This is a genomic window from Amycolatopsis sp. NPDC045836 (genome assembly GCF_056431745.1).
In genome coordinates this window covers 15,782-36,452 of record NZ_JBWKKF010000028.1, presented here as the reverse complement: position 1 = coordinate 36,452, position 20,671 = coordinate 15,782, and the positions used below count along the sequence as shown (strand labels likewise).

Sequence of the window (20,671 nt, the reverse complement as noted above, 5' to 3'; positions counted from 1 at the left end):
TTTCTCCGACGATGAGGAGTTCGATGCGCGGACGAATGTGGTTGGCGGGACTGCTCGCCACGGCCATCACGACGTCACCGGTGACGGCGGGAACCGCGGCAGCGGCTCCCGAACCGGTCGCCACCGGCGACGAGCACCGCGTCACGCTGATCACCGGCGACGTGGTCCTGGCGGCGCGCGCGGGCGACCGCTGGTCCGCCCAGCTCGAAGCCGGCACCCCGGGGGGAGCTTTCCGCTTCACCAGGCAGAACGGGCGGCACCTCGACCAGTACCTGCTCCCGGAACGAGCGGCCACGATGGTGGCCTCGGGCAAGCTGGACCGTGAACTCTTCAACATCACCGGGCTGATCCGCCAGGGTTACCACGACGCCGGGACCGGCACCATCCCGCTCCTGCTCGAAACCGGCGACGGCACGAGCGCGTCGGCGGCTCCGGCCGGGGCGAGCGTCGAGCGCGTGCTCCCCGGGTACACCGCCGTGAACGGGGACAAGGCCGCGGCGCACCTGACCTGGCAGGCGCTCAGCGGCGGACCGGACGCGCTCTCCGGTGGTGTGCGCAAGGTCTGGCTCAACGCCCGCATCCAGGCCGACCTGGAACAGAGCGTGCCCCAGGTCGGCGCGCCGGCTGCCTGGCAGGGCGGGCACACCGGCAAGGGCGTCACGGTGGCCGTGCTGGACACCGGGATCGACCCGGCCCACCCCGACTTCGCGGGCAAGATCGGCGTGACCGAGAACTTCACCGCCGAGCCCGACGCCAAGGACGGCAACGGGCACGGCACGCACGTCGCCTCGACCATCGCCGGGACCGGTGCGGCCTCCGGCGGCAGGTTCCGGGGGGTCGCCCCGGATGCTGGGCTGGCCGTCGGCAAGGTCCTCGACAGCTCCGGTGACGGGCAGAGCGACGACGTCATCGCCGGCATGCAGTGGGCGGCCGCCGAAGTCGGCGCGAAGGTGGTCAACCTCAGTCTCGGCAGTAGCCCGACCGACGGCACCGACCCGACTTCGATGACGGTCAACCGGCTCAGCCGCGAGCACGGCACGTTGTTCGTGGTCGCCGCCGGCAACGCGGGTGCGGAGGAGACGGTCAGCTCCCCGGCCGCCGCCGACGCCGCGCTGGCGGTCGGCAGCGTGACCAAGGCGGGCGAACTCTCCGGCTTCTCCAGCCGGGGGCCGCGCCGGCTCGACGGCGCGGTGAAGCCCGAGATCGCCGCTCCGGGCAGTTCCATCGTCGCCGCCCGCGCGGCGGGGACCGCGCTGGGCCAGCCGGTCGACGACCACCACACCTCGTTGTCGGGCACGTCGATGGCCACACCGCACACCGCCGGCGCCGCCGCGATCCTGCTCCAGCGACACCCGGACTGGACCGGTGAACAACTCAAGGGCGGGTTGATCGGCTCCGCGAAGCCGCTGCCGTCGCTGGGGGCGTTCGCCGTGGGCTCCGGCCTGCTCGACGCCGGCCAGGCCACCACGCAGGCGATCCAGGTTTCTCCCGCGGTGACCAACGTTCCGCTGCCGGTCGGCGCGACCGAACCGGTGCTGCGTGCGGTCACCTACCGGAATCCCGGTCCCGCTGAGGTGACGCTGAACCTGGCGCTCGATCTGGCCGCCCCCGGCGGCTCGCCGGCACCGGCCGGTCTCGTCGCGCTCTCGGCGGACTCGGTGACGGTCCCCGCGGGTGGCGAGGCGGAGGTGGGCCTGACGGTGCACCCCGGCGACTCCCCGCCCGGCGCCCACGGCGGCAGCCTCGTCGCGTCCACCGCGGACGGGAGCGTGTCGGTCCGCGCGCTCATCGGTGTCAACCAGGAGGAGCCGCGGCACGACGTCACGGTGAACCTGCTCGACCGCACGGGTGCCGTGCCCGGTCAAGCCCTCCTGGCGCTGGTCAACCTGGACGACGGCGAGTTCCACTTCAGCCAGGGCGGGCGGCTGGGCCTGCTGCCGGAGGGACGCTACGGGATCTCCGGCACCTTCATCACGGTCGATCAGGAGCAGCGGTACTCGGCCACCGTCGTCACCCACCCGGAACTGACGATCGACCGCCGGACCGAGCTCACGCTCGACGGGAGGCTGGCGAAGAAGGTGAGCGTCGGCCTCGGCCAGCCCGGCGCCCGGTCCTCCTGGGGCATGATCAACACCGGGCACCGCATCAGGGACCTCGGCCGGTCCGACACCGGGTACAGCCACCAGTGGGACCCGCGTTTCGATGAGATGTTCGTCCACGCGCAGCCCGGGGTTTCGGCGCCCTCGTTCAGCTACAACGTTTCTTCCCTGTTCGAGGAACTGGGTGTGGAGCTGTTCGCCGAATCGCCCGAGCGGTTCGAGGTGGAGACCCGGAAGTTGCCCGGTGCCCCGTTGCCCGAGTTCACCCGGCTCCCCGTCACCCACGGCGGCGACGGCAGCGATCCGTCCGGTGTGGACGGCAAGCTGGTGGTGGTGGAACTGCCACCCGCCCTGGACCCGGACGAGGCGTACCGGCGCGTCGACGCGCTCCACTCGGCGGGGGCGAAGGCCGTCGCGCTCAGCGAACGGGGCTTGTCCTACCTGGAGGCACCGGCGCCGCTGCCGCTGGTCGTCCTCTCCGACCGCACCGGGCAGTCGTTCGAGGCCGCGGCCGCCCGAGGCGGCTTGGAAGCGGGACTGGCGCTGCGCGAGAGCAGCCGCCTGCGCAGTTCGGTGCTGCTCACCCATGCCGGCCGGGTCCCGGATTCCACCACCCACGAGGTGGCGCTCGCCGACCTGGCCGCGGTGAAGACCGCCTACCACGGCACCGGGACCGACTCCGCCACCGCAAGGGGATTCGTGGACGGCGGGCCGATCTACTTCCCCACGCGACCGGCCCCGGAGTCGGCCGAACGGGTGGAGCACTTCACCCCGGGCACCTGGGAGCTCAACCGGCTCAGCGCGGCGCTCGGCGAATCCCGGGAAACGGTGGACCTCACCGCGGGCCACGAGCACGAGGTCCGCTGGAACGCGCCGGTCTTCGGACCCGGCTTCGCCGGCGAGTCCCCGGACACCCACATCAGCACCCGTCCCTGGGCCTGGCGGAACGCCGGTGCGCTGGACCTGCTGGTCCCGCTGTTCACCGACGGCGCCGGGCACCCCAGCCTGCCCGATCCCGAGGGCGGCATCGACCAGGGGTCCACGAGCCTGTACCGGGAGGGCACCCTGATCGGCACCGATCCCCGGGCCGGTCACGGACTCTTCACCGTGCCGGCAGCGGACGCGGCCTACCGGCTGACCGCGGACGTCACCCGCACGCACCCCGACTGGACCACCTCGACGAAGGTGAGCGGGTCCTGGACGTTCCGCTCGTCCTCGGCGGGCGACGGCCGGAAGCTCCCGCTGCTCGCGGTGGGCTTCGCCCCGCGCACCGGCCTGGACAACCTGGTCCCGGCGGGCCGGTTCACGTTCCCGGTGCGGGTCACCCGCCAGGACGGGGTGCCGTCCGTGCGGCACCTCGACGTCGAGGTGTCCTACGACGACGGCACCACGTGGCAGGACACGGAACTGCGCCGTGACCGGACCGGGTGGTCCGCCACCGTGCCGAACCCGGCCACCGGCTTCGCCTCACTGCGGGCGAAAGCCGTCGACGGCGACGGCAACACCGTGGAGCAGACGATCATCCGGGCCATGCGGATCGGCTGACCGGTCCCCCGCGGACTCGCTCCGGTGTCATCGGGCGGTTCTGCGGTAGTGGCCCGGTGCCACGCCGAAAGCGCGGGTGAACGCCCGCGAGAAGGAGAACTCCGAGGCGTACCCGACGAGTTCGGCGACGGTGGCCAGCGAGTCGTCGCTTTCCAGCAGCCGACTCGCGGCCACCTCCATTCGCCGGCGTCGGAGGTGGGTCAGCGGCGGTTCGCCGGTCACGAGGGTGAACCGCCTGGTCAACGTCGCGCGCGATACCCCGCACCGGCGCGCCAGGTCGTCGAGCGTCCACGGCCGGTCGAGTTCGTCGTTCAGTGCGGACATCGCCGCGGCGACGGGGAGGTCTTGCGACGGCAGCACCCGTGGCCAGCCACGCAGAGCTTGCACGACCAGGACATCGACAAGGCGGTCCACCACGAGCTGCGAGCCAGGCCGACCCGCCGCGGTCTCCTCGTCCAGCATCCGCGCCGTCTCGGCCAGGCCGCCGTGCACCGCTGACTTCGCCGGCCGGATGTGCAGCACCGGGGGCAACTGGGCCCGCAGCGAAGCGGGCAGGCCACGTCCGGGCCGGTAACCCGCGCACAGGAGCCGCGTTCGCGGCCCGGCTCCACCGAGGTCGACCTCGGTTCCCGCGATGAGCGCGTCATCGGAAGCCAGCGGACCGCTACCGGCACTGGACACGGCGTGGCCGGCCCCGTCGAGCAGCATGACGAGATCACCGGCTTCCAGCCACAACGGATCCGCTTTCCGCGTGCGGAGCCAGCAGGCGCCTTGCGCCACGAAGTGGAACACCACGGCCGGGGCCCGGCCGCGCTCGACGCCCCACGGAGCCGCGGCGTGCACCCTGGCGGCCCTGGCTCCGCCGACCTTCGACCCCAGCAGCACCTTCGCGATCGTGTCCACACCGGATGCTAACAAGCACCGGTCGAGCAGTTCGGGCATGAACGTGAGCAGCGCGGCCATGGATCGCGCACCTCCCGCGCTCGTAACGTCTTGGCCATGCACGAATCCGCCGGACCGGCCCCCGCGATCAGCCATCGCTTCGTCCAGGTGGGCGGGCTCCGCGTCCACCTCGCCGAAGCGGGTTCAGGACCGCTTGTGGTGCTGCTGCACGGCTTTCCCGAAACCTGGTACTCCTGGCGCCACCAACTCCGGGCGCTGGCCGCGGCCGGTTACCACGCCGTGGCCCCCGACCAGCGCGGCTACGGGCGAACCGACCGCCCGGAGGCCGTCGAGGACTACACGGTCCTGCACACCACGGGCGACGTGATCCAGCTGGTCCACGCCCTCGGTGCGCAGGAAGCGGTCCTGGCCGGACACGACTGGGGCGGCGTGGTCGCCTGGCACGCCGCCCTGCTGCGACCCGACGTGGTGCGCGGCGTCGTGGCCCTGAGCACGCCGTTCCAGCCGCACGCGGACGGCCCGCACCTGGCCGGGCTGCGCGCCGTCGCGGGCCCCGACTACGACCGCTACTACTCCGTCTACGTCCAGCGACCGGGCGTGGCCGACGAGGAACTCGACGCCGATCCCCGCGCGACTGTGCGCCGCGCCCTCCACGGCGCCTCCGCCGACGGCCATCCCTGGAGCCCGATCGTGCCCGAAGGCGGCCGCCTCCTGGACATCTGGCCAGAGCCGGAGCGCCTGCCGGGCTGGCTCACCGACGACGACATCGACACCGTCGCCGCGGACTTCGCGAAGACCGGTTTCACGCCAGCCCTGAACTGGTTCCGCAACTTCGACCGCAACTGGGCGCTCACCACTGCGTGGCACGACAGCACGATCCGGCAACCCGCCCTCTACCTCACCGGTGACCGCGACCTCGCCGCCTCGCTGCCCGGCTCCGAGAACCTGCTCACCGGGCGTTCGACGGCCGTGCCGAACGCACGGAAGGCGATCGTGCTGCGGGACTGTGGCCATTGGGTCCAGCAGGAACGGCCGGACGAGGTCAACCGGGCGCTGATCGGTTTCCTCCGGTCACTGACCTAGCGAATTCTGCTCGCGGAAGCGGTCCGCACCAGGTACCGAGCGACCAAGCGGTTGCCTTCGAACAATGGACTGTGTTCCAGTTCACAACAGGCAACGCCCACGCCCGAGGAGACGTCTCCCTGGCAGAAGTCGAAAAAATGCGGACTTCAATTCACATCCGGGGAATCAGGGGTAAAATCATGGGCTTTGTTTCGCGCGCCGGAATTGCGCTGGGAATGGCGGCCATCGGGATGGCGGTGACGCTGCCCGCCTCCGCCGCGGAGTCGGTGACCGTGCCGGCCGACCTCAACGGGGACGGGGTGGCCGACAAGGTCAGCGTCCGCGTGCACGACAGCCGGCACCAGGTGCTCAACGCCGAGGTCGGCGGGACCACGCTCGGGGTGCTGCTGCCGCTGGACTCGCACATCGGCGTGGTGGCGCCGAAGATCGTCGACCTGAGCGGCGACGGCACGGAGGACATCGTGGTCAGCGAGGTGGAAGGGGCCAACACCACCACGTTCAGCGTGTGGGACCTCGGCCCGGCCGGGCTGCGGCAGCTGACCACACCGGACCTGCAGCCGATGCGGCTCTACGACGGTGGCGGCCTGGCCGCGCGCAACCGGTTGACCTGCACCGAGGACCAGGGCGTCCGCGAACTCGTCGTGATCTCCGCCGAGGGCGACTGGAACTCCGATCCGATCGTCTACAACGGCACGCGCACGTCGTACCGGGTCGCCGACGGAATCGCCTCCCGCGGCCAGGTCGTCCCCCTCGCCGCCCTGCCCGGCGACTCACCACTGCTCCAGGGCGAACTCGACGCCTGCTGACACGAAGAAGTGGTGGGCGGCCGGCATCGCCCTTCGAGGTGCAGGTCCTGCTCGGCCGAACAGGCGATTCCGGGCGCCCGCCACTTCCACCGGACCGCCGGGTGCGGTTTCCGAGCATCGACTCCATTCCGGCGGTCGCCGCTTTCTCGCTCCGCTGGTCACGACGCGGCGCCTTTTCGCCACTGACCACTTCGGCGTCTGCTTGATCTGTTTCCCACGCACCGGTTGAAGTTGTGACCATCGATTGAAATCGCCTATTGCGGTACGAGGGTGAACTCCGGGTACCGCGGTGACGGTGCGTCGAACAGTCGCGTGTGCCGTCCTCGCAGGTGCGTGGCGAAGAACGCGTTGAGGTAGGCGTGCTGGGCCAGCAGGGCGCGGCTGGGGTCAACGGTGCCGATGGCGTTCGCCAGTGCCGCCGGCTGGACCAGCGACCCGAGTTGGGGCAGCACGGCCTGGTGGTCGGTGTAGCTCGCGTGCTGTCCCCGGTGCAGGGTGAGGTCGCGCTTCCAGCCTCGTTGCGCACGCCAGAACCGGACCCACGACTGGTCCCTGGCGGGGTCCAGGTGGTTGTGCCGGTCCGCTCCCAGGAGCAGGAACGGCCGGTCGAGACCGTGCTTGGCGACCTCGCCGAAGTGCTCGGGGGAGTTGGCGGTCTCGTGGCCGAGCCTGCCGTCCAGGTTCGCTCCGGCAAGGATGCGGGGGTCGTGGAACATGGCCTCGCCCGTGGTGTAGCCGCCGTAGGAGTGGCCGAACATCCCGACGGCGGACAGGTCGAGCGCACCGGCCAGTCCCCGCGGCAGGGGCCGCCCGGTCGCGTCCGGGTTGGTACCGGTGTTGAGCAGGCTCAGCTGGTCCAGCACGAATCGGGTGTCGGCGACTCGCGTATCGATGGCCTTCTTCAAGGTCGCGGGATCCGTGCCGGAGAGCAACGAGGGTTCCAGGCGTCCGCCGGGGAACTCGACCACGCTGGAGTCATGGGTGTGGCTCAGCGAAACCACGATGTGCCCCTGGCCGGCCACGTTGTCGGTGAGCACCGCGTACAACTCGCGGGGTATGCCGAGCCCGGGCGAGAACAGCACGACCGGGTACGGCCTCCCGCCTCGTCGCACCGGGGCCCCGGCCCAGGCGTGCCGGGGTGTGGCCGGCCAGTTCACCGAGCCCTTCGGGATGTTCAGGCCGCTGGGCTGGGCCATGCCGTCCTCGACCACCCGCGCCACCGCGGGTGTCAGCCACGCGGCTCGGTGACCGGGCCGGCTGGGGCCGGCGGCGGGGTAGGTGACGGTGACCATCAGCTCCCGTTCCCGGAGCAGCGTCCACGGGTCCTTTCTGGTTTTGTCGACCAGGTGCAGCGATGTCGTGCCGAGCCGGTGCGGCCCGGCCGGGGGTGGCAGCCGGACCGCGATGGCCGCAGCCGCGGCAGCGGGCCGAGCGAGCACGGGGGTGGCTGCCAGCGCCAGCGCGATGCCGAGCGCACCACGACGGGACAAAAGGACGTCTTCCACCGGCAACGTGATCTCCTTGGTGTTCACCGCGGCGAAACGGGCATCACAGGGCGTCGAACCAGGCACGCGCCGCCGCGACGCCGCCGCTTTCGCCGAGCGCGACCATCAGCGCGCAGCGGGCATGGGCGGGGGTGAGGCCACGGGCGCTGATCGCCCCGAACTCGGCCGCGAGGCCGGCCCCCAGGGACGGTTCCTCCGGTTCGGGTGCGCGGACCCGGGACGCGATGACCACCGGGATGTCCCATTCGGTCAGCTCGCTGATCGTGCCGAACAGTTCGACCGGTACGTTGCCCGCGCCGGTGCCTTCGAGCACCACGCCGCGTGCGCCGGCGTCGGTCGCGGTGGTCAGCAGCGCGGTGGGCATGCCGGGATAGGCCGTGATCACAGCGACGTCTGTCTCCGGCTCCCCGGACGGCCGGGGCGGCCGAGGCGGTGGCGTCGCGGTCAGCACGACCCCGCGGTCGTCGACCCGTCCCAGCCTCGGGTGTGGCGCCGAGGAGAACGCCGCTTTCCGCGTAGCGTCAGCGAGGGTGGCCCAGCGGGCTGCGTGCAGCTCGCCGTCGGCGCAGACCACGACACCGGCACCGCGCGTCGCGGGATCGGCCACCGCGGTCAGCGACGCGGCGAGGTTGCGCGGCCCGTCACCGGCCGGTGTGTCCAGGTACTGGGCGGCGCCGGTGAACACGATCCCGCCCAGTGCGGCGGCGGGGCCGAGGAGCAGGTCGGTGAGGAACGCGGTTTGTTCGAGCGTGTCCACACCATGGGTGACCACGACACCGTCGAAGCCGTCCTCGGCCAGCGCCGCGCGGACGCGGCGGGCGAGGCTGAGCATGGTCGCCGGCGAGGTGTCCCAACTCGGCTCGGCCAGCACGTCTTCCACCACCACCTCGTGCACCGGGTCCGCGGAAACGGTGGCCAGCAACTCGGATCCCGAAGCGACCTCGGATCGTCGTGGCCGGTAGGCGATGGTGTCGCCGGTGGCCACCAGCAGCACGCGCGTCATCAGGGAACTCCCACCATGATCAAGGCCAGCACGGCGAACACCAGCGAGGTCGCCGTCAGCACCAGGACTCGTCTCAGCACACCGCACTCCCCCGGTTCGTCCCGGCCGAGCCGGTCAGCGAGTCTCGGGCAGGCCGGCCTGGTCCTCCAGGCGCTGGATCCGGTCGAGCAGTGGCTGCAGTTCCTGGCGGAGGACGGCCGCGACGTCGGCGGCCGGTGACGCACCGCCGCTCGCCGGGGTGGTGGCCCGCAGGTGGACATAACCGGCGAGGGCGGCCACGACCGCGCCGCGGGTCGAGCGGAGTTCCGCCCCCACCGCACGCAGCACCTGGCCGCCAGCACCGTCGGGTTCCGCGATCAGCCCCAGCAGCAGGTGCTCGCAGCCGACGTAGTTGTGCCCCAGCGTGATCGCCTCGGTGATGGTCAACTCCAGAGCGTTGGCCGCCGGGCCGTCGAACCGGTCCGCCAGCGGTGCGCCCGCCCCGTCCGGTGCCTTGGCGGCCTTGGCCAGCTCGCGGGCCACGCGCTCGGGCTCGATCTCCATCGCCCGCAGCACGTGGAGGGCCAGATTGCCCCCCTCGGCCAGCAGCCCGTGCAGCAGGTGCTCCGTGCCCACCCCGGCCGCACCGGCGGCACGCGCGTGCTCGATCGCCAACCTGATCGCCGCACGGGCCCGCTCGGCGAACTGCGACAGCCCCGCGGGGGAAGCCTCAGCTCCCAGCTCGCCCAGTGCCACCGCGCGGATCGCGGCCACCCGCTTCACCGACTGCTCCAGCGCGCGCTGGCAGATCGCCGACACCGGCACACCCACCTCCTTGACCGCGTCGGCCAGCTCCTCGGGCAGGTACACGTTGACCTTCGGCACTCCCACCTCCAACAACCGCTATCTATACCCCCATAGATAACCCCAATACGGTGCACAGATCAAGTGGGCGAGCGCGCGGCACGTCGAGCTCGGGTGTTCAGCAGTCCGTCGCGAGGCTGGCGGGTGTTGCCGGAACGGGCGGTGCGACGCCCGAGTCAGGCGGTGAAATCCGCGGCGAACGCGGCGGACGGCTCGATCTCGGTGATCACGTCGACGAGCACACCGGCCGGATCGGTGACGATGAAGTGCCGCTGGCCGAACTCCTCGCTGCGCAGCGGCAGCACGGGCCGCAGGCCGGCCTCCTCGACCAGCCGCCGGTGCTCGGCGTCCACGTCGCCGACCTCGAAGTTCAGGATCAGCCCGGCGACCGGCCTGCGGCTGCCCTCCGGCACCGACGGGTGCGTGTGGTCGACGATGCCGAGTTCGTAGCCGTCCTCGCGGCGGAGGCTGACGTACCAACCCGAGTCGAAGGTGACCGCGAAGCCGAAGTGGGTGACGTAGAAGTCGCGGGTCGCGGCCACGAGGTCGGTGCAGATGACGGGGTAGAAGCTCGACAGCTTCACGAGGGCCTCCAAGATGCGTACCGGCGGTCGGTATGTATTTGCCACCATAGATACCGACCGCCGGTAGGTCAACTAGACTCCGGGCATGCCGACGAAGGCGCAGCAACGTGAACAGACCACCGGGACGCTGGTCGCGGTGGCCCGGCGGCTCTTCGCGACGAAGGGGTACGGCCAGGTCAGCCTGGCGGAGATCGTCACCGAGGCCGGGGTGTCCAAAGGCGCGCTCTACCACTACTTCACCGGCAAGGACCAGCTCTTCCGCGCGGTGCTGGAGCAGGTCCACGCCGAGGTGGCCGCCCGGGTGGACCAGGCCGCGCCCGACGCCGACCCCTGGACGCAGCTGGTCGCGGGCTGCACCGCGTTCCTGACCGTCACCACCGAGCCGGAGATCCAGCGGATCATGCTGGTCGACGCGCCCGCCGCGCTCGGCTGGGAAACCTGGCGCGAGCTCGACGCGACCGCTTCGATGCGCCACCTCGTCGAGGCGCTGACGCGGTTGATCGACGACGGCACGCTGCTCCGCCAGCCGGTGGCTCCGCTCGCCCACCTGCTCTCCGGCGCGATGAACGAGGCCGCCGCCTGGCTGGCCGGTTCGGCCGACCCGGGCCGCGATCTCGCGGACACCGTGGCCGCGCTGACCCGGATGCTCGAATCGATGCGGTCGTGACAACTGGCCGCGACGGTGCGCGGTCTCAGTTCCGGTAATCGCCCCGGCTCGGGCACAGTGGCGGTCAGACCTCACTGACCGCGGCGGGCACATCCTCGCCCGGGAACGAGTTCCTGGCGAAGTCCGCGATGCGCCAGTAGCCACGGCACCTCGGCCAGCACGCCCCGCCCCCGCACACGTACTGACGCCTGTTCCAGCGCCTGACCGAACCCGAGCTGTTCATGCCCTTCCGGCCACGGCAGGGGTTCTGGATCTCCGCACCCACGACCACCGCGCTACAACACCCACTGCCGGCTGCGGGGCCGGATCGCCGGTGTGCGCCGGACGTGGTCTCCGGCGCGACCGGGCCTGCCCCGTCCCGGGCAGTGGCGCGCCGTGCGGACCGAGCTGGCGCCGACCGATCGTCTCGGCGGTGACGTCGCCGAGGCACCCGTACGCATCGAGGAGCCGGGCTGGGTCAGGGGCGGATGAGCAGCCTGCTCAGCGCGTGGAAGTTCTTCGACGGCCGCCTCGGTGGCTCCGGCTCGGCGAGGGCGAGTTCCGGTAGCCGCACAGCCACCTGCCGGAGCACTTCCTCGGTCTCGACCCTGGCCAGTGCCGCGCCGAGACAGAAGTGGGCTCCGCCGCCGAAAGCGAGGTGACCGGCATCGGCGCGCCCCGGCGCGAAGCGGTCCGGGTCGGTGAACCGGGCCGGGTCGCGGTTGGCCGCCGCCAGGTCGACGAGCACCTTCCCGCCGACCGGAACCACGACCTCGCCGAGCCGCTGCTCGGTGGCCGCCGACCGGCCGGTGGTGCGCAACGGCGGGTCCAGCCGCAGGACTTCCTGCACCACCGCGCCGGCCCGGCCCGGTTCGCCGCGCAGGGCAGCCAGTTCGGCGGGGTGGCGGAGCAGGTCGAGCACGCCGTTGCCGATCAGGCCGGCGGTGGTCTCCTGCCCCGCGATGAGCAGCAGCAGGATGATCGCGAGCACCTCGTCGAGGCCGAGCAGGCCGTCCCCGGCGCGCAGCAGTTCGCTGACGAAGTCGTCCCCCGGTTCCGCCCGGCGTTCGGCCAGCAGCGGCAGCAGGAACATCGCGCAGTCGATCGCCGCGTGCCCCGCGTCGAGCAACTGCTCCTCGGCCGGGTCGCTCTCCAGCACGGCGGTCAGCCGCGGCGCCGTTTCGCTGATCAGTTCGGCGCCTTCCCGGCCCACGTCGAGCAGCCCGGCGATCACCGCCACGGGCACCGGGTGGGCCAGGAGGCCGAGCAGATCGACTGGACCGTCCACTTCAGCCACCCCGGAGATCCCGGCGGCGGCGATCTCCGCGATCCACGGGCGCAGCGCCTCGATCCGCTTCGCCGAGAAGCTCGGCGCCACCAGTTCGCGGAACCGGTCGTGCACCGGCCCGTCCGCGAACAGCTCCAGCATGGTCGCCATCAGCGGCGGCAGGTCCTCGGCCCCGCCCATGCCCGCCAGCAGGCGCAGGTTGGCCGCCAGGTCGCTGACCCACCCCGGCCCGTGGAGCACCTGCCGCGCCAGGGGGAAGGAGGTGACCACGAGCGCGTCGAGCCGTTCGTCGAACCGCACACCGCTCATGCGCGCCCGGCCCGGAATGCGGCCGCCTCGGCGCCGAGCTCGGTGGCGGGCGGGCCCAATCCGTCCAGTTCCGCCAGGATCGCCGCCCAGTCGGCGGTGGCCTCCAGCGCGCCGAGGATGGCGGTGATCCCGGCGTCCATCCGGGAGTGGAACAACGTGTGCGGCGGCATGGTCAGCTTCTTCAGCACGGCGCCGTACGGCCCGAACGGGGAGAACATCCGCCGGTTGACCGCGGCGGCGTGCTCCCGGGTGTAGGTGAACGGCTGCTCCCCGGTCAGCGGCCGGAACTGGGCGGACATCCAGTCGTGCAGTTCCGCCGGGCTCGGGCCGCCGGTCTCCCGCAGCGAACCCAGTGCCAGCGAAGCCCGCCACACCCCGTCGGCGTCTCCCTCGGCCCCGGCGCGTTGCAAGGCGGTGATCTGCGCCAGCCGGTCCGGGGTGAACTCCTTGACGCACCCGAAGTCCAGGAAGGTGACCGAGCCGTCGTCGTGGAACAGGTAGTTGCCGGGGTGCGGGTCGGCGTAGGCGACGCCGAGTTCGCGCAGGCTGCCCCACAGGAAGCGGAAGATCGCCTCCCCCCACCGGTCCCGCAGGTGCTGCGGGCACCCGGCGACCTCGGCCCAGGACCTGCCCTCGGCCAGTTCCGTGGTCAGGACCCGGCCGGTGGACAACTCGCCGAACACCGCGGGCACCCGGAGGAACGGGTGACCGGCGTAGGCCTCGGCGAACCGCCGCTGGTTCGCCGCCTCCGCCCGGTAGTCCACCTCCTCGCCGATCCGGCCGCCGATCTCCTCGAGCAGCGCCCGGGTGTCCACGGTGGGCATACCGCGGCTGAGCACCCCGCGCACGCGCAGGAAGGCGGTGAGCAGTTCCACGTTGGCCAGATCGCCCCGGATCGCCGCGGCGATCCCGGGGTACTGCACCTTGACCGCGACCGGCCTGCCGTCGGCGAGCCGGGCCCGGTGCACCTGCCCGATCGACGCGGCCGCCAGCGGCTCGGTCTCGAACTCGGCGAAGAACCGCTCGGCGGGCCCGCCGAGTTCGCTTTCCAGCACGGCCGCCGCCTCCGCCCACGGCATCGCCGGGGCGCCGGACTGCAGCCGCCGGAAGGCCGCCTGGACGGATTCGTCCGAGCCCTCCGGGTCCAGCGACATGAACGACAGCATCTGCCCGGCCTTCATCAGCACGCCGCGGGACTTCCCGAGCAGGTCGGCGTACCGGCCGGCGGCGCGCTCGCGCGCGGCATCCCGGCGTTGCCTGCCCTGCAGCGCGGCGACCACCGCGCCGCCCGCGGTGCGCCCGGTCAGCGCGGCCAGCGGCAGCGCCCGGCGCAGGCGGCCGGTGGGTACCGGCTCCTCGGTGCCGCTCATCGCGCCGGGCGGGCTCGCAGCACGCTGAACCCGCTCTGCCCGCAGGGTGTCGTGCCGTCCGGCTCGAACCCGTTCGCGGTGAGCAGCGCGTGCAGTTCGGCCGCGGTGCGCTCGCGGCCACCGGTGCCGACCATCAGGTTGAGGTCGCTCATCACCGCCTGCACGTTCGGCACCGGGTCCCCGGCACCGGGCAGCACCAGTTCGACCAGCAGCAGCACGGAGTCCGGCCGCATGGCCGCGCGGCAGTTCGCCAGGATCCGGCCGGCCCGCTCGTCCGGCCAGTCGTGCACGATGCTCTTGAGCAGGTAGGCGTCCAGCCCGGACGGCACCGAGTCGAAGAAGTCGGTGGGGACCACCTCGCAGCGGTCCGCCACACCGGCCTCGGCCAGCACCGACGCGGCGCCGTCGAGCCCGGCGGCGGAATCGGCGAGCACGCCCTTCAGCTCCGGGTGCGCCACGAGCAGCCGGGACAGCAGCAGGCCGTTGCCGCCACCGATGTCGGCGAGCGTGCCGATGCCGGTGAGGTCGCAGTGCCCGGCGATGTCCGGCGCGGCGAGCGCGGTGGCCGAGGCCATCGCCCTGGCGAACCGCGCCGCCTTTTCCGGCTCGGCGTCCAGGTGGTCGAACCAGCCGGTGCCGAAAGCGGCCTCGAACGCGGGTTCGCCGGTGCGCACGCTGTGCGCCAGCTCGCCCCACGACCGCCAGGCCTCGTGGCCCCCGGTCAGCACGGTGAACTCGCGCAGCGAACCCGGCACGTCCGAGCGCAGCAACTCGCCCAGCCCGGTCAGTGCGTACTCGTCCCCTTCGCTGCTGACCACGCCGAACACGGCCGCGGCCCGGAGCACGCGCGTCAGCGAAGGCGCGTGGGTCCCGGTCAGCCCGGCCAGTTCGGCCGCGGTGCGCCCGCCGCCTGCCAGGTGGTCCGGCACCCCGAGTTCGGCGATCGTCTGCAGCACCTTCGCCGGGATGTAGCCGGCCACCATCGGCAGCAGCATCGAAGGATCGGTCATCGTGTCGTGCCCCATTTCCACCCGGGAGTTTCCGCGGCCAACTCTGCCGATCCACCCGCACGACGGTCAATGGAACGGGCGTGAGAACGGCGACAAATGATTGTCAGGCCGCGGTAAACTCCCAGTTCGCTTTCTCGCTCCGGTGCTACGGTCGCCTCACCGACCCTGCCCAGCACGCTCGACCAGCGAGGAGAATTCCCTTGACCACGCAGGTGGATCTGACCGAATCCGATGTGGACGAACCGGTGACGTTGATCAACGCGTTCACCGTTCCCCCGGGCGAATCCGAACTCTTCCTCGAACGCTGGAAGGACAACGCGCGGGTGATGGCGCGGCAGCCGGGTTTTCTGCGCGCGCGGATGTACCACTCGCTGACCGAACGCGCCGAGCTCAGTTTCATCAACGTCGCCGAATGGCGCAGCGGGCGCGAATTCGATGCGGCGCGGGCAAATCCGGAATGGCGGGCTTCCATCAGGCGGATGATCGACGACCCCGGGCTGCACGTGACCCCGCGGCCGGTGGTCTACCGGGTCGATCTCGACGTCCAGCCGGGAGACGCCCTGTGACCGTGGAACAGAAGGTCGCACTGGTCAGCGGCTCCAGCCGGGGCATCGGCGCGGCCACCGCGCGCGTCCTCGGCGCGCGCGGCCACCACGTGGTGGTCAACTACCTGCGCGAGGAGGCCGCGGCCAAGGACGTGGTGGCCGCGATCGAAGCGGCGGGCGGCTCGGCCGAGCCGTTCCAGGCCGACGTCTGCGACGGCGGCGCGGTGGCGCGCATGGTTTCGCACATCCGCGACACCCGCGGCAGATTGGACGCGCTGGTGTGCAACGCGAACACCGCGCACCCGCCGTTCGTCCAGCTCGACGAACTGACCTGGGAAACCTTCTCCGCCAAGGTGAACAGCGAGCTGGCCGGGGTGTTCTTCCTGACCCAGCGCGCGCTCGAGCTGATGCGGCCGCGGGGGTCCGGCCGCATCGTCTACGTCTCCAGCATCGACGCCGACGCGGCGGCGGGCAGCGTGGCGCAGTCGGCGGCGAAGGCCGCGCTCAACACCTTCAGCAGGCACGTCGCCGGGCACGCCGGGCGATCCGGCATCTCGGTGAACACGATCGCGCCGGGGGCGGTGCGCACCGACGCCAGCGCCAAGGTCAACACCCCGGAGCTGCGGCAGTACCTGCGCGAGCGGTCGGTGCTCGATCGGATGCTCGAGCCGGAGGACGTCGGCCGGGTGATCGCCGCGTTCGCCGACGGTTCGCTGGTCGCGGCCACCGGCCAGGTGCTCACCGTGGACGGGGGCATGGACGTGCTGGCGCAGCAGGTCTCCCTGGCCGGGACCCGCAAGGTGATCGAATGAGCGAAGGCCCTCGGGCGTGAGCTCAGGTTGATCAACCGGCTTCGGTGAGAAGCCTGGCGAGGCGCTCGGCTGGGGTTTCCCAGCCGAGCGCCTCGCGTGGACGGGAGTCGGGTTCGGCAGCGACAGCGGCCAGGTGGCCGGGGCCTTTCCCGCTCAAGCCGGCCGGGCGACCTGCGTGGCGAAGCCGGTCAGCGCCGCCTTCGCCCGGTCACCGATGTCCGCGGTGGCCAGCGCGCCGACGGCGTCTTCGGCCAGTGCGGCACACGTGCGCTCCACCTGCTCCCGCGCTCCGGCGTCGATCAGCAGTGCCTGCACCAGTGGCACCTCGGCCTCGGTGAGCCCGCCGTCCCCGGCGCGCCGGAGCAGGTCCCGGGCCGCGGGCTCGCTCACGCGGCGGCGTGCCACGGCGAGCAACAGCGTCCGCTTGCCCTGCCGCAGGTCGTCCCCCACCGGCTTACCGGTCGCCGCCGGGTCCCCGAAGGCGCCGATCAGGTCGTCGCGCAACTGGTAGGCCAGCCCGGCCGGCCTGCCGAAGGCGGTGAACACCGGATCGAGTTCGGCCAGCCGCCCGCACAGCGCCGCGCCGAGCCGGAGCGGGCCCTCCACCGTGTACCGCCCGGTCTTGTACCGCGCGATCACCAGCGGGTCCGGGGCCGTTTCGACAGGCCCCGCGGCGGCGAGCAGGTCGAGGTACTGCCCGATCCCGGCATCCACGGCCATTTCGAAGAACACCTGCTGCGCGTCGGGACCGGCCCCGCGCAGCAGCCCGATGGCGTAGAAGAAGGCCAGATCACCCACGACGGTGGCGACGCCCTCGCCGAACCGCCGCCCCTCCCCCGCGTACGCGGCCAGCGCGTGCCGCCGCTCGAAGGCGGCGTGCGTGGTGGGCAGGCCGCGCCGGACCGGCGAATCGTCCATCACGTCGTCGTGCACCAGGCAACCGGCGTGCAGCAGCTCCAGCGCGGCACCGACGTCGATGATCCTCTCGTCCCCCGGCGCCCCGCCCGCTCCGGTGAAGGCGAGGTGGGCCAAGGCGGGCCGCAGCCGCTTGCCGCCCCCCAGCACGGCGGTCAGCAGCGCTTCCATCACGTCCCTGGCGTGCGGGGTGACCTGGCTGTACCGCTCCCGGTCGCGGGTCAGCACCTCGCGCAGCCGGTCGTCGACCCGCTGGGCGACCTCCCGGCCCGACTCGGTGATCCCGGTGTCCAGCGCTACCGTGCTCATCCTGCTCCCCCCCGTGCGATCGGTGGCCGCTGCGTGCCGAACCAGCGCCGCAGCGCCGCGGTCAGGCCCCCGGCCTCGGTACCCGCCCAGGCCACGTACCCGTCGGGCCGGACCAGCACCCGCTCGCCGGGCCGGTCGAGCAGCAGCCCGCGCCCCGCGGCCAGCAGGTCCACTGTGGACCCCCCGGTCGCCAAGCGGGTTTCCGGCAGCCGGGGGCCGGTGCCCGGGTACCGCACGTCCAGCCCGCCGATCGCGCCGGCCAGGTGCGCGCCGACCGCGGGCAGGCCGAGCAGTTCGGCGAGCACCGAGCGCATCGGCACCACTTCGGGACCGCCGAACAGCAGCGTCTCCTGGGCGGTGACCAGGTCCTGGGTGCGCACCGCCACCGGATGCCGTTCGCCGTGGTAGGTGTCGAGCAGTCCGGGCGGTGCGGTACCGAGCACGGTGGCGGCGAGCTTCCAGCCGAGGTTCAGCGCGTCCTGCAGACCGGTGTTCAGCGACTGCCCCCCGACCGGCAGGTGCCGGTGCGCGGCGTCCCCGGCCAGCAGGACCCGGCCCCGCCGGAAGTGCGTGGCCAGCACGCGGGTGTTGTCGAAGGCGTCCACCCACACCGGCTCGCCCGCCGAGACGTCCTCCCCGGTCACCCGCTGCCAGCTCGCCGCCAGTTCCCGGTACCCCGGTGGCGTGCCCCGGACCCGGCCACCGTATTCGTGGACCATCAGCCGGGTCCGCCCGTCACGCGTGGCCGCCACCACCACCCCGCGCGGGTGCCGCTCGAACCGGCGGTCGGGTACCCGCAGGCCGAGCACGTCCGCGCGCAGGATCTCCCTGGTCGGCGGCACCTCGATGGCCTCGATCCCGGCCAGCCGCCGGACGGCGCCGTCCTGGCCGTCGCAGCCGACCAGGTACCCGGCCCGCAGTTCGGTCTCGCCGAACCAGGCGGTCACGCCGTGCTCGTCCGGCTCCAGGCCGGTCAGTTCGTGGCCGCGCAGGAACTGCGCACCCAGCTCCCGCGCCCGCGCGGTCAGCGCCGCCTCGGTCCGGAACTGCGGCACCTTCCGATACCCCCGGCCACCGTCCACTGCGTTCGCCAGGGACAGGCCGGCGAAGTGACTGCCGGACTCCGGCACGGCCTCGGCCAGCAGCCCGGAGAACCCGCGTTCGCGCAGCGACTCGACGGTGCGCGGGTTCAGCAGGACCGCGCGGGACTCCGCCATGGGCTCGGCCAGCCGGTCCGCCACCACCACCGGCACCCCGGCCAGCCGCAGCTCGGTGGCGAGCAGCAGGCCGACCGGGCCGGCGCCGGCCACCAGCACCCGGGCGGACACGGTCAGCGCCCCTCGGCGAAGGTTTTCGCGTGCCCGAGGGTGGCCAGGCTGTTCGTGCTCAACGCGGTCCGGATGAACTCCTCCGCCTGCGCCGGCCCCGTGCCCGCGCCCAGCACCGGTTCGATGTTGGCCTCGTTGAGGCGCACGCTGTGCCGCGAGGTGACCCGCACCCCCCCGGCTTCCGGCTCGATCGTCCACTGCCCGGTGTGCAGGCTCAGCAGGGCGGGCAGCCCGGTCTGCTTGTAGGCGATCAGCCGGTGCGGCAGGCACACCCGGACCGATTTCGTGGTGTGCCGCGAACCGCCTCGGGCCTCGGTGTCCATTTCCAGCGTCTGCAGCCCTGCCACCGGTTCCTCCAGCTCGACGCGCGTGACGTGGGGCAGCCGCTCCGGCCAGTGCTGCGCCTCGTTCAGGAAGTCGTAGACGTCTTCCGCGCGGCCGTCGATCGACACGGTGTCGGCGAAGGTGACCACCGGGTCGCCGTGCTCGGCGTGCCGCCGCAGCGCCGCCAGCTCGGCGTCGCTGTTGCGGTCCACCGCCCGGTCGATCCAGGCGAGGTCGGCCGGATCCCCGCTCGCGGCGCGGTAGCTGTGCAGCAGCCGGACGCGGCACTCCCGCTCGGCCCGCGGCTCGATCACCCAGGCACCGCTCATCGCGCCCACCGGCGGTTGCGAGACCTCCTGCCGGAAGTCGATCCGGAAGCCGTCCGGGTCCAGCTCGCGGCGCGAGGTCCAGCCCTTGGCCGTGCCGTTCGCGGTGGCCCAGATCCGCAGGCGTTCGGTACCGCGGCCGTCCGGCGCGCGGTCCAGGTGCTCGACGTGGACGGTGGGACCGAACACCTGCGGCCAGTCGCCGACGTCGGCCACCAGCGCGTAGACCGCTGCGGCCGGGGCGGCGACGGTGATCTCGTGCTCCACCTCACGGGTGGCGGTCATGGTCCTCCTTCGGGTGGGGGTACGCATCAGAAGTTGCCGAGCCCGCCGCAGACGTTGAGCGCCTGCGCGGTGATCGAGGCGGCGGTGTCGGAGGCCAGGTAACCGGTCAGCCCGGCCACCTCCGCCGGGGTGGAGTAGCGCCCGAGCGGGATCTTCGCCTCGAACTTCGCCAGCACGGCCTCCTCGGAGGTGTCCCAGAACGCCGCGTAGCGCGCCCGGACCCCTTGGGCCATCGGGGTTTCCACGTAACCGGGGCACACCGCGTTGACGGTGATCCCGGTCGGGGCCAGTTCGTTGCCCAGCGCCTTGGTGAAGCCGACCACGCCGTGCTTGGAGGCCGAGTACGGGGCGCCGAGCACGACGCCCTGCTTGCCTGCGGTGGAGGCGATGTTGATGATCCGGCCCCACGCCCGCTCGCGCATGCCCCCGGCCGAGAGCACCTCCCTGGTCATCAGGAAGACGCTGTGCAGGTTGGTGCTGATGACGTCGAACCACAGGTCGTCGGCGATCTCGGCGGTCACCCCGCCACCGCCGCGCCCGGCGTTGTTCACCAGGATGTCGATCGGGCCGTAACGGCGCACGGACGAGTCCACGAAGGACCGGATCTGCTCCGGGGAGCGCACGTCGCAGGCGACGCCGTCGGCTTCGCCCCCTCGGTCCCGCAGCTGCTTCACCGTGGCGCCGACCGCTTCGCCGTCACGGGCGCACAGGAACACCCGCGCCCCGCGTTCGGCGAGCAGTTCGGCGATGGCGTACCCGATTCCGCTGGTGGCGCCGGTGACGATCGCCGTCCGGCCGCTGTGCTCGCCCATCCGCTCTTCCCCGCCCACCGG

The 20,671-nt window shown here is 72.4% G+C and carries 18 protein-coding genes; 6 read left to right on the top strand and 12 right to left on the bottom strand.

Going from position 1 to position 20,671, the window contains the following annotated elements; all coding sequences use genetic code 11:
• Window positions 1-23: 23 nt before the first annotated feature.
• Window positions 24-3,644, top strand: coding sequence for a S8 family serine peptidase (locus AC07EG_RS35335; protein ID WP_478257609.1), 3,621 nt, complete (start codon window positions 24-26; stop codon window positions 3,642-3,644).
• Between the two features lie 27 nt (window positions 3,645-3,671).
• Here AC07EG_RS35335 and AC07EG_RS35330 read toward each other — a convergent pair whose 3' ends face one another.
• The gene (locus AC07EG_RS35330; protein ID WP_478257608.1) at window positions 3,672-4,607 is read right to left on the bottom strand and encodes an AraC family transcriptional regulator; all 936 of its coding nucleotides are present in this window, start codon (window positions 4,605-4,607) and stop codon (window positions 3,672-3,674) included.
• Window positions 4,608-4,643: 36 nt separating this feature from the next.
• Between AC07EG_RS35330 and AC07EG_RS35325 the strand changes: the two genes are divergently transcribed.
• Window positions 4,644-5,630 carry an alpha/beta fold hydrolase gene (locus tag AC07EG_RS35325; protein ID WP_478257607.1) on the top strand — a complete coding sequence of 329 codons (987 nt, stop codon included), beginning with the start codon at window positions 4,644-4,646 and terminating at the stop codon, window positions 5,628-5,630.
• 179 nt (window positions 5,631-5,809) lie between these two features.
• A complete protein-coding gene (locus AC07EG_RS35320) occupies window positions 5,810-6,436 on the top strand; it encodes a hypothetical protein (protein ID WP_478257606.1) in 627 nt (208 codons plus the stop codon).
• Window positions 6,437-6,690: 254 nt separating this feature from the next.
• Here the strand turns inward: AC07EG_RS35320 and AC07EG_RS35315 are convergent, their stop codons facing one another.
• The 4 genes from AC07EG_RS35315 to AC07EG_RS35300 all read right to left on the bottom strand — a co-directional run bounded on the left by AC07EG_RS35315 (window position 6,691) and on the right by AC07EG_RS35300 (window position 10,371).
• Window positions 6,691-7,941 (bottom strand): alpha/beta hydrolase family protein, encoded by a 1,251-nt coding sequence (locus tag AC07EG_RS35315; protein WP_478257663.1) that lies wholly within the window; start codon window positions 7,939-7,941, stop codon window positions 6,691-6,693.
• A 43-nt stretch (window positions 7,942-7,984) separates the two neighbouring features.
• Complete coding sequence (locus AC07EG_RS35310) at window positions 7,985-8,944, bottom strand: asparaginase (protein WP_478257605.1); 960 nt, start codon at window positions 8,942-8,944, stop codon at window positions 7,985-7,987.
• Window positions 8,945-9,058: 114 nt separating this feature from the next.
• Window positions 9,059-9,814 (bottom strand): Clp protease N-terminal domain-containing protein, encoded by a 756-nt coding sequence (locus tag AC07EG_RS35305; RefSeq protein ID WP_478257662.1) that lies wholly within the window; start codon window positions 9,812-9,814, stop codon window positions 9,059-9,061.
• A gap of 149 nt (window positions 9,815-9,963) precedes the next feature.
• Window positions 9,964-10,371, bottom strand: a complete 408-nt coding sequence (locus AC07EG_RS35300) for a VOC family protein (RefSeq protein ID WP_478257604.1) — start codon at window positions 10,369-10,371, stop codon at window positions 9,964-9,966.
• An 85-nt stretch (window positions 10,372-10,456) separates the two neighbouring features.
• On the opposite strand from AC07EG_RS35300, the gene AC07EG_RS35295 reads away from it, so the two are divergent.
• A complete protein-coding gene (locus tag AC07EG_RS35295) occupies window positions 10,457-11,038 on the top strand; it encodes a TetR/AcrR family transcriptional regulator (RefSeq protein WP_478257603.1) in 582 nt (193 codons plus the stop codon).
• Window positions 11,039-11,495: 457 nt separating this feature from the next.
• Here AC07EG_RS35295 and AC07EG_RS35290 read toward each other — a convergent pair whose 3' ends face one another.
• Genes AC07EG_RS35290 through AC07EG_RS35280 form a run of 3 tightly spaced genes read right to left on the bottom strand, consistent with a single transcriptional unit; the run spans window position 11,496 to window position 14,994 of the window.
• Window positions 11,496-12,614 (bottom strand): cytochrome P450, encoded by a 1,119-nt coding sequence (locus AC07EG_RS35290; RefSeq protein ID WP_478257602.1) that lies wholly within the window; start codon window positions 12,612-12,614, stop codon window positions 11,496-11,498.
• Window positions 12,611-13,984: an ABC1 kinase family protein gene (locus AC07EG_RS35285; protein ID WP_478257601.1), complete on the bottom strand. Its 1,374-nt coding sequence runs from the start codon at window positions 13,982-13,984 to the stop codon at window positions 12,611-12,613. The genes AC07EG_RS35290 and AC07EG_RS35285 overlap by 4 nt, the downstream gene beginning before the upstream one ends.
• Window positions 13,981-14,994, bottom strand: coding sequence for a methyltransferase (locus AC07EG_RS35280; RefSeq protein ID WP_478257600.1), 1,014 nt, complete (start codon window positions 14,992-14,994; stop codon window positions 13,981-13,983). The genes AC07EG_RS35285 and AC07EG_RS35280 overlap by 4 nt, the downstream gene beginning before the upstream one ends.
• A gap of 200 nt (window positions 14,995-15,194) precedes the next feature.
• Between AC07EG_RS35280 and AC07EG_RS35275 the strand changes: the two genes are divergently transcribed.
• Together AC07EG_RS35275 and AC07EG_RS35270 are read left to right on the top strand one after the other, a co-directional pair.
• The gene (locus AC07EG_RS35275) at window positions 15,195-15,560 is read left to right on the top strand and encodes an antibiotic biosynthesis monooxygenase family protein (protein WP_478257599.1); all 366 of its coding nucleotides are present in this window, start codon (window positions 15,195-15,197) and stop codon (window positions 15,558-15,560) included.
• A complete protein-coding gene (locus tag AC07EG_RS35270) occupies window positions 15,557-16,351 on the top strand; it encodes an SDR family oxidoreductase (RefSeq protein ID WP_478257598.1) in 795 nt (264 codons plus the stop codon). The genes AC07EG_RS35275 and AC07EG_RS35270 overlap by 4 nt, the downstream gene beginning before the upstream one ends.
• 153 nt (window positions 16,352-16,504) lie before the next feature.
• Here AC07EG_RS35270 and AC07EG_RS35265 read toward each other — a convergent pair whose 3' ends face one another.
• The 4 genes from AC07EG_RS35265 to fabG are packed head-to-tail and all read right to left on the bottom strand — an operon-like array spanning window position 16,505 to window position 20,650.
• Window positions 16,505-17,575 carry a polyprenyl synthetase family protein gene (locus AC07EG_RS35265; protein ID WP_478257597.1) on the bottom strand — a complete coding sequence of 357 codons (1,071 nt, stop codon included), beginning with the start codon at window positions 17,573-17,575 and terminating at the stop codon, window positions 16,505-16,507.
• Window positions 17,572-18,903: an FAD-dependent monooxygenase gene (locus AC07EG_RS35260; protein WP_478257596.1), complete on the bottom strand. Its 1,332-nt coding sequence runs from the start codon at window positions 18,901-18,903 to the stop codon at window positions 17,572-17,574. The genes AC07EG_RS35265 and AC07EG_RS35260 overlap by 4 nt, the downstream gene beginning before the upstream one ends.
• A gap of 2 nt (window positions 18,904-18,905) precedes the next feature.
• Window positions 18,906-19,838, bottom strand: a complete 933-nt coding sequence (locus tag AC07EG_RS35255) for an aromatase/cyclase (protein WP_478257595.1) — start codon at window positions 19,836-19,838, stop codon at window positions 18,906-18,908.
• Window positions 19,839-19,864: 26 nt separating this feature from the next.
• Window positions 19,865-20,650, bottom strand: a complete 786-nt coding sequence (gene fabG / locus AC07EG_RS35250) for a 3-oxoacyl-ACP reductase FabG (RefSeq protein ID WP_478257594.1) — start codon at window positions 20,648-20,650, stop codon at window positions 19,865-19,867.
• Window positions 20,651-20,671 lie beyond the last annotated feature (21 nt).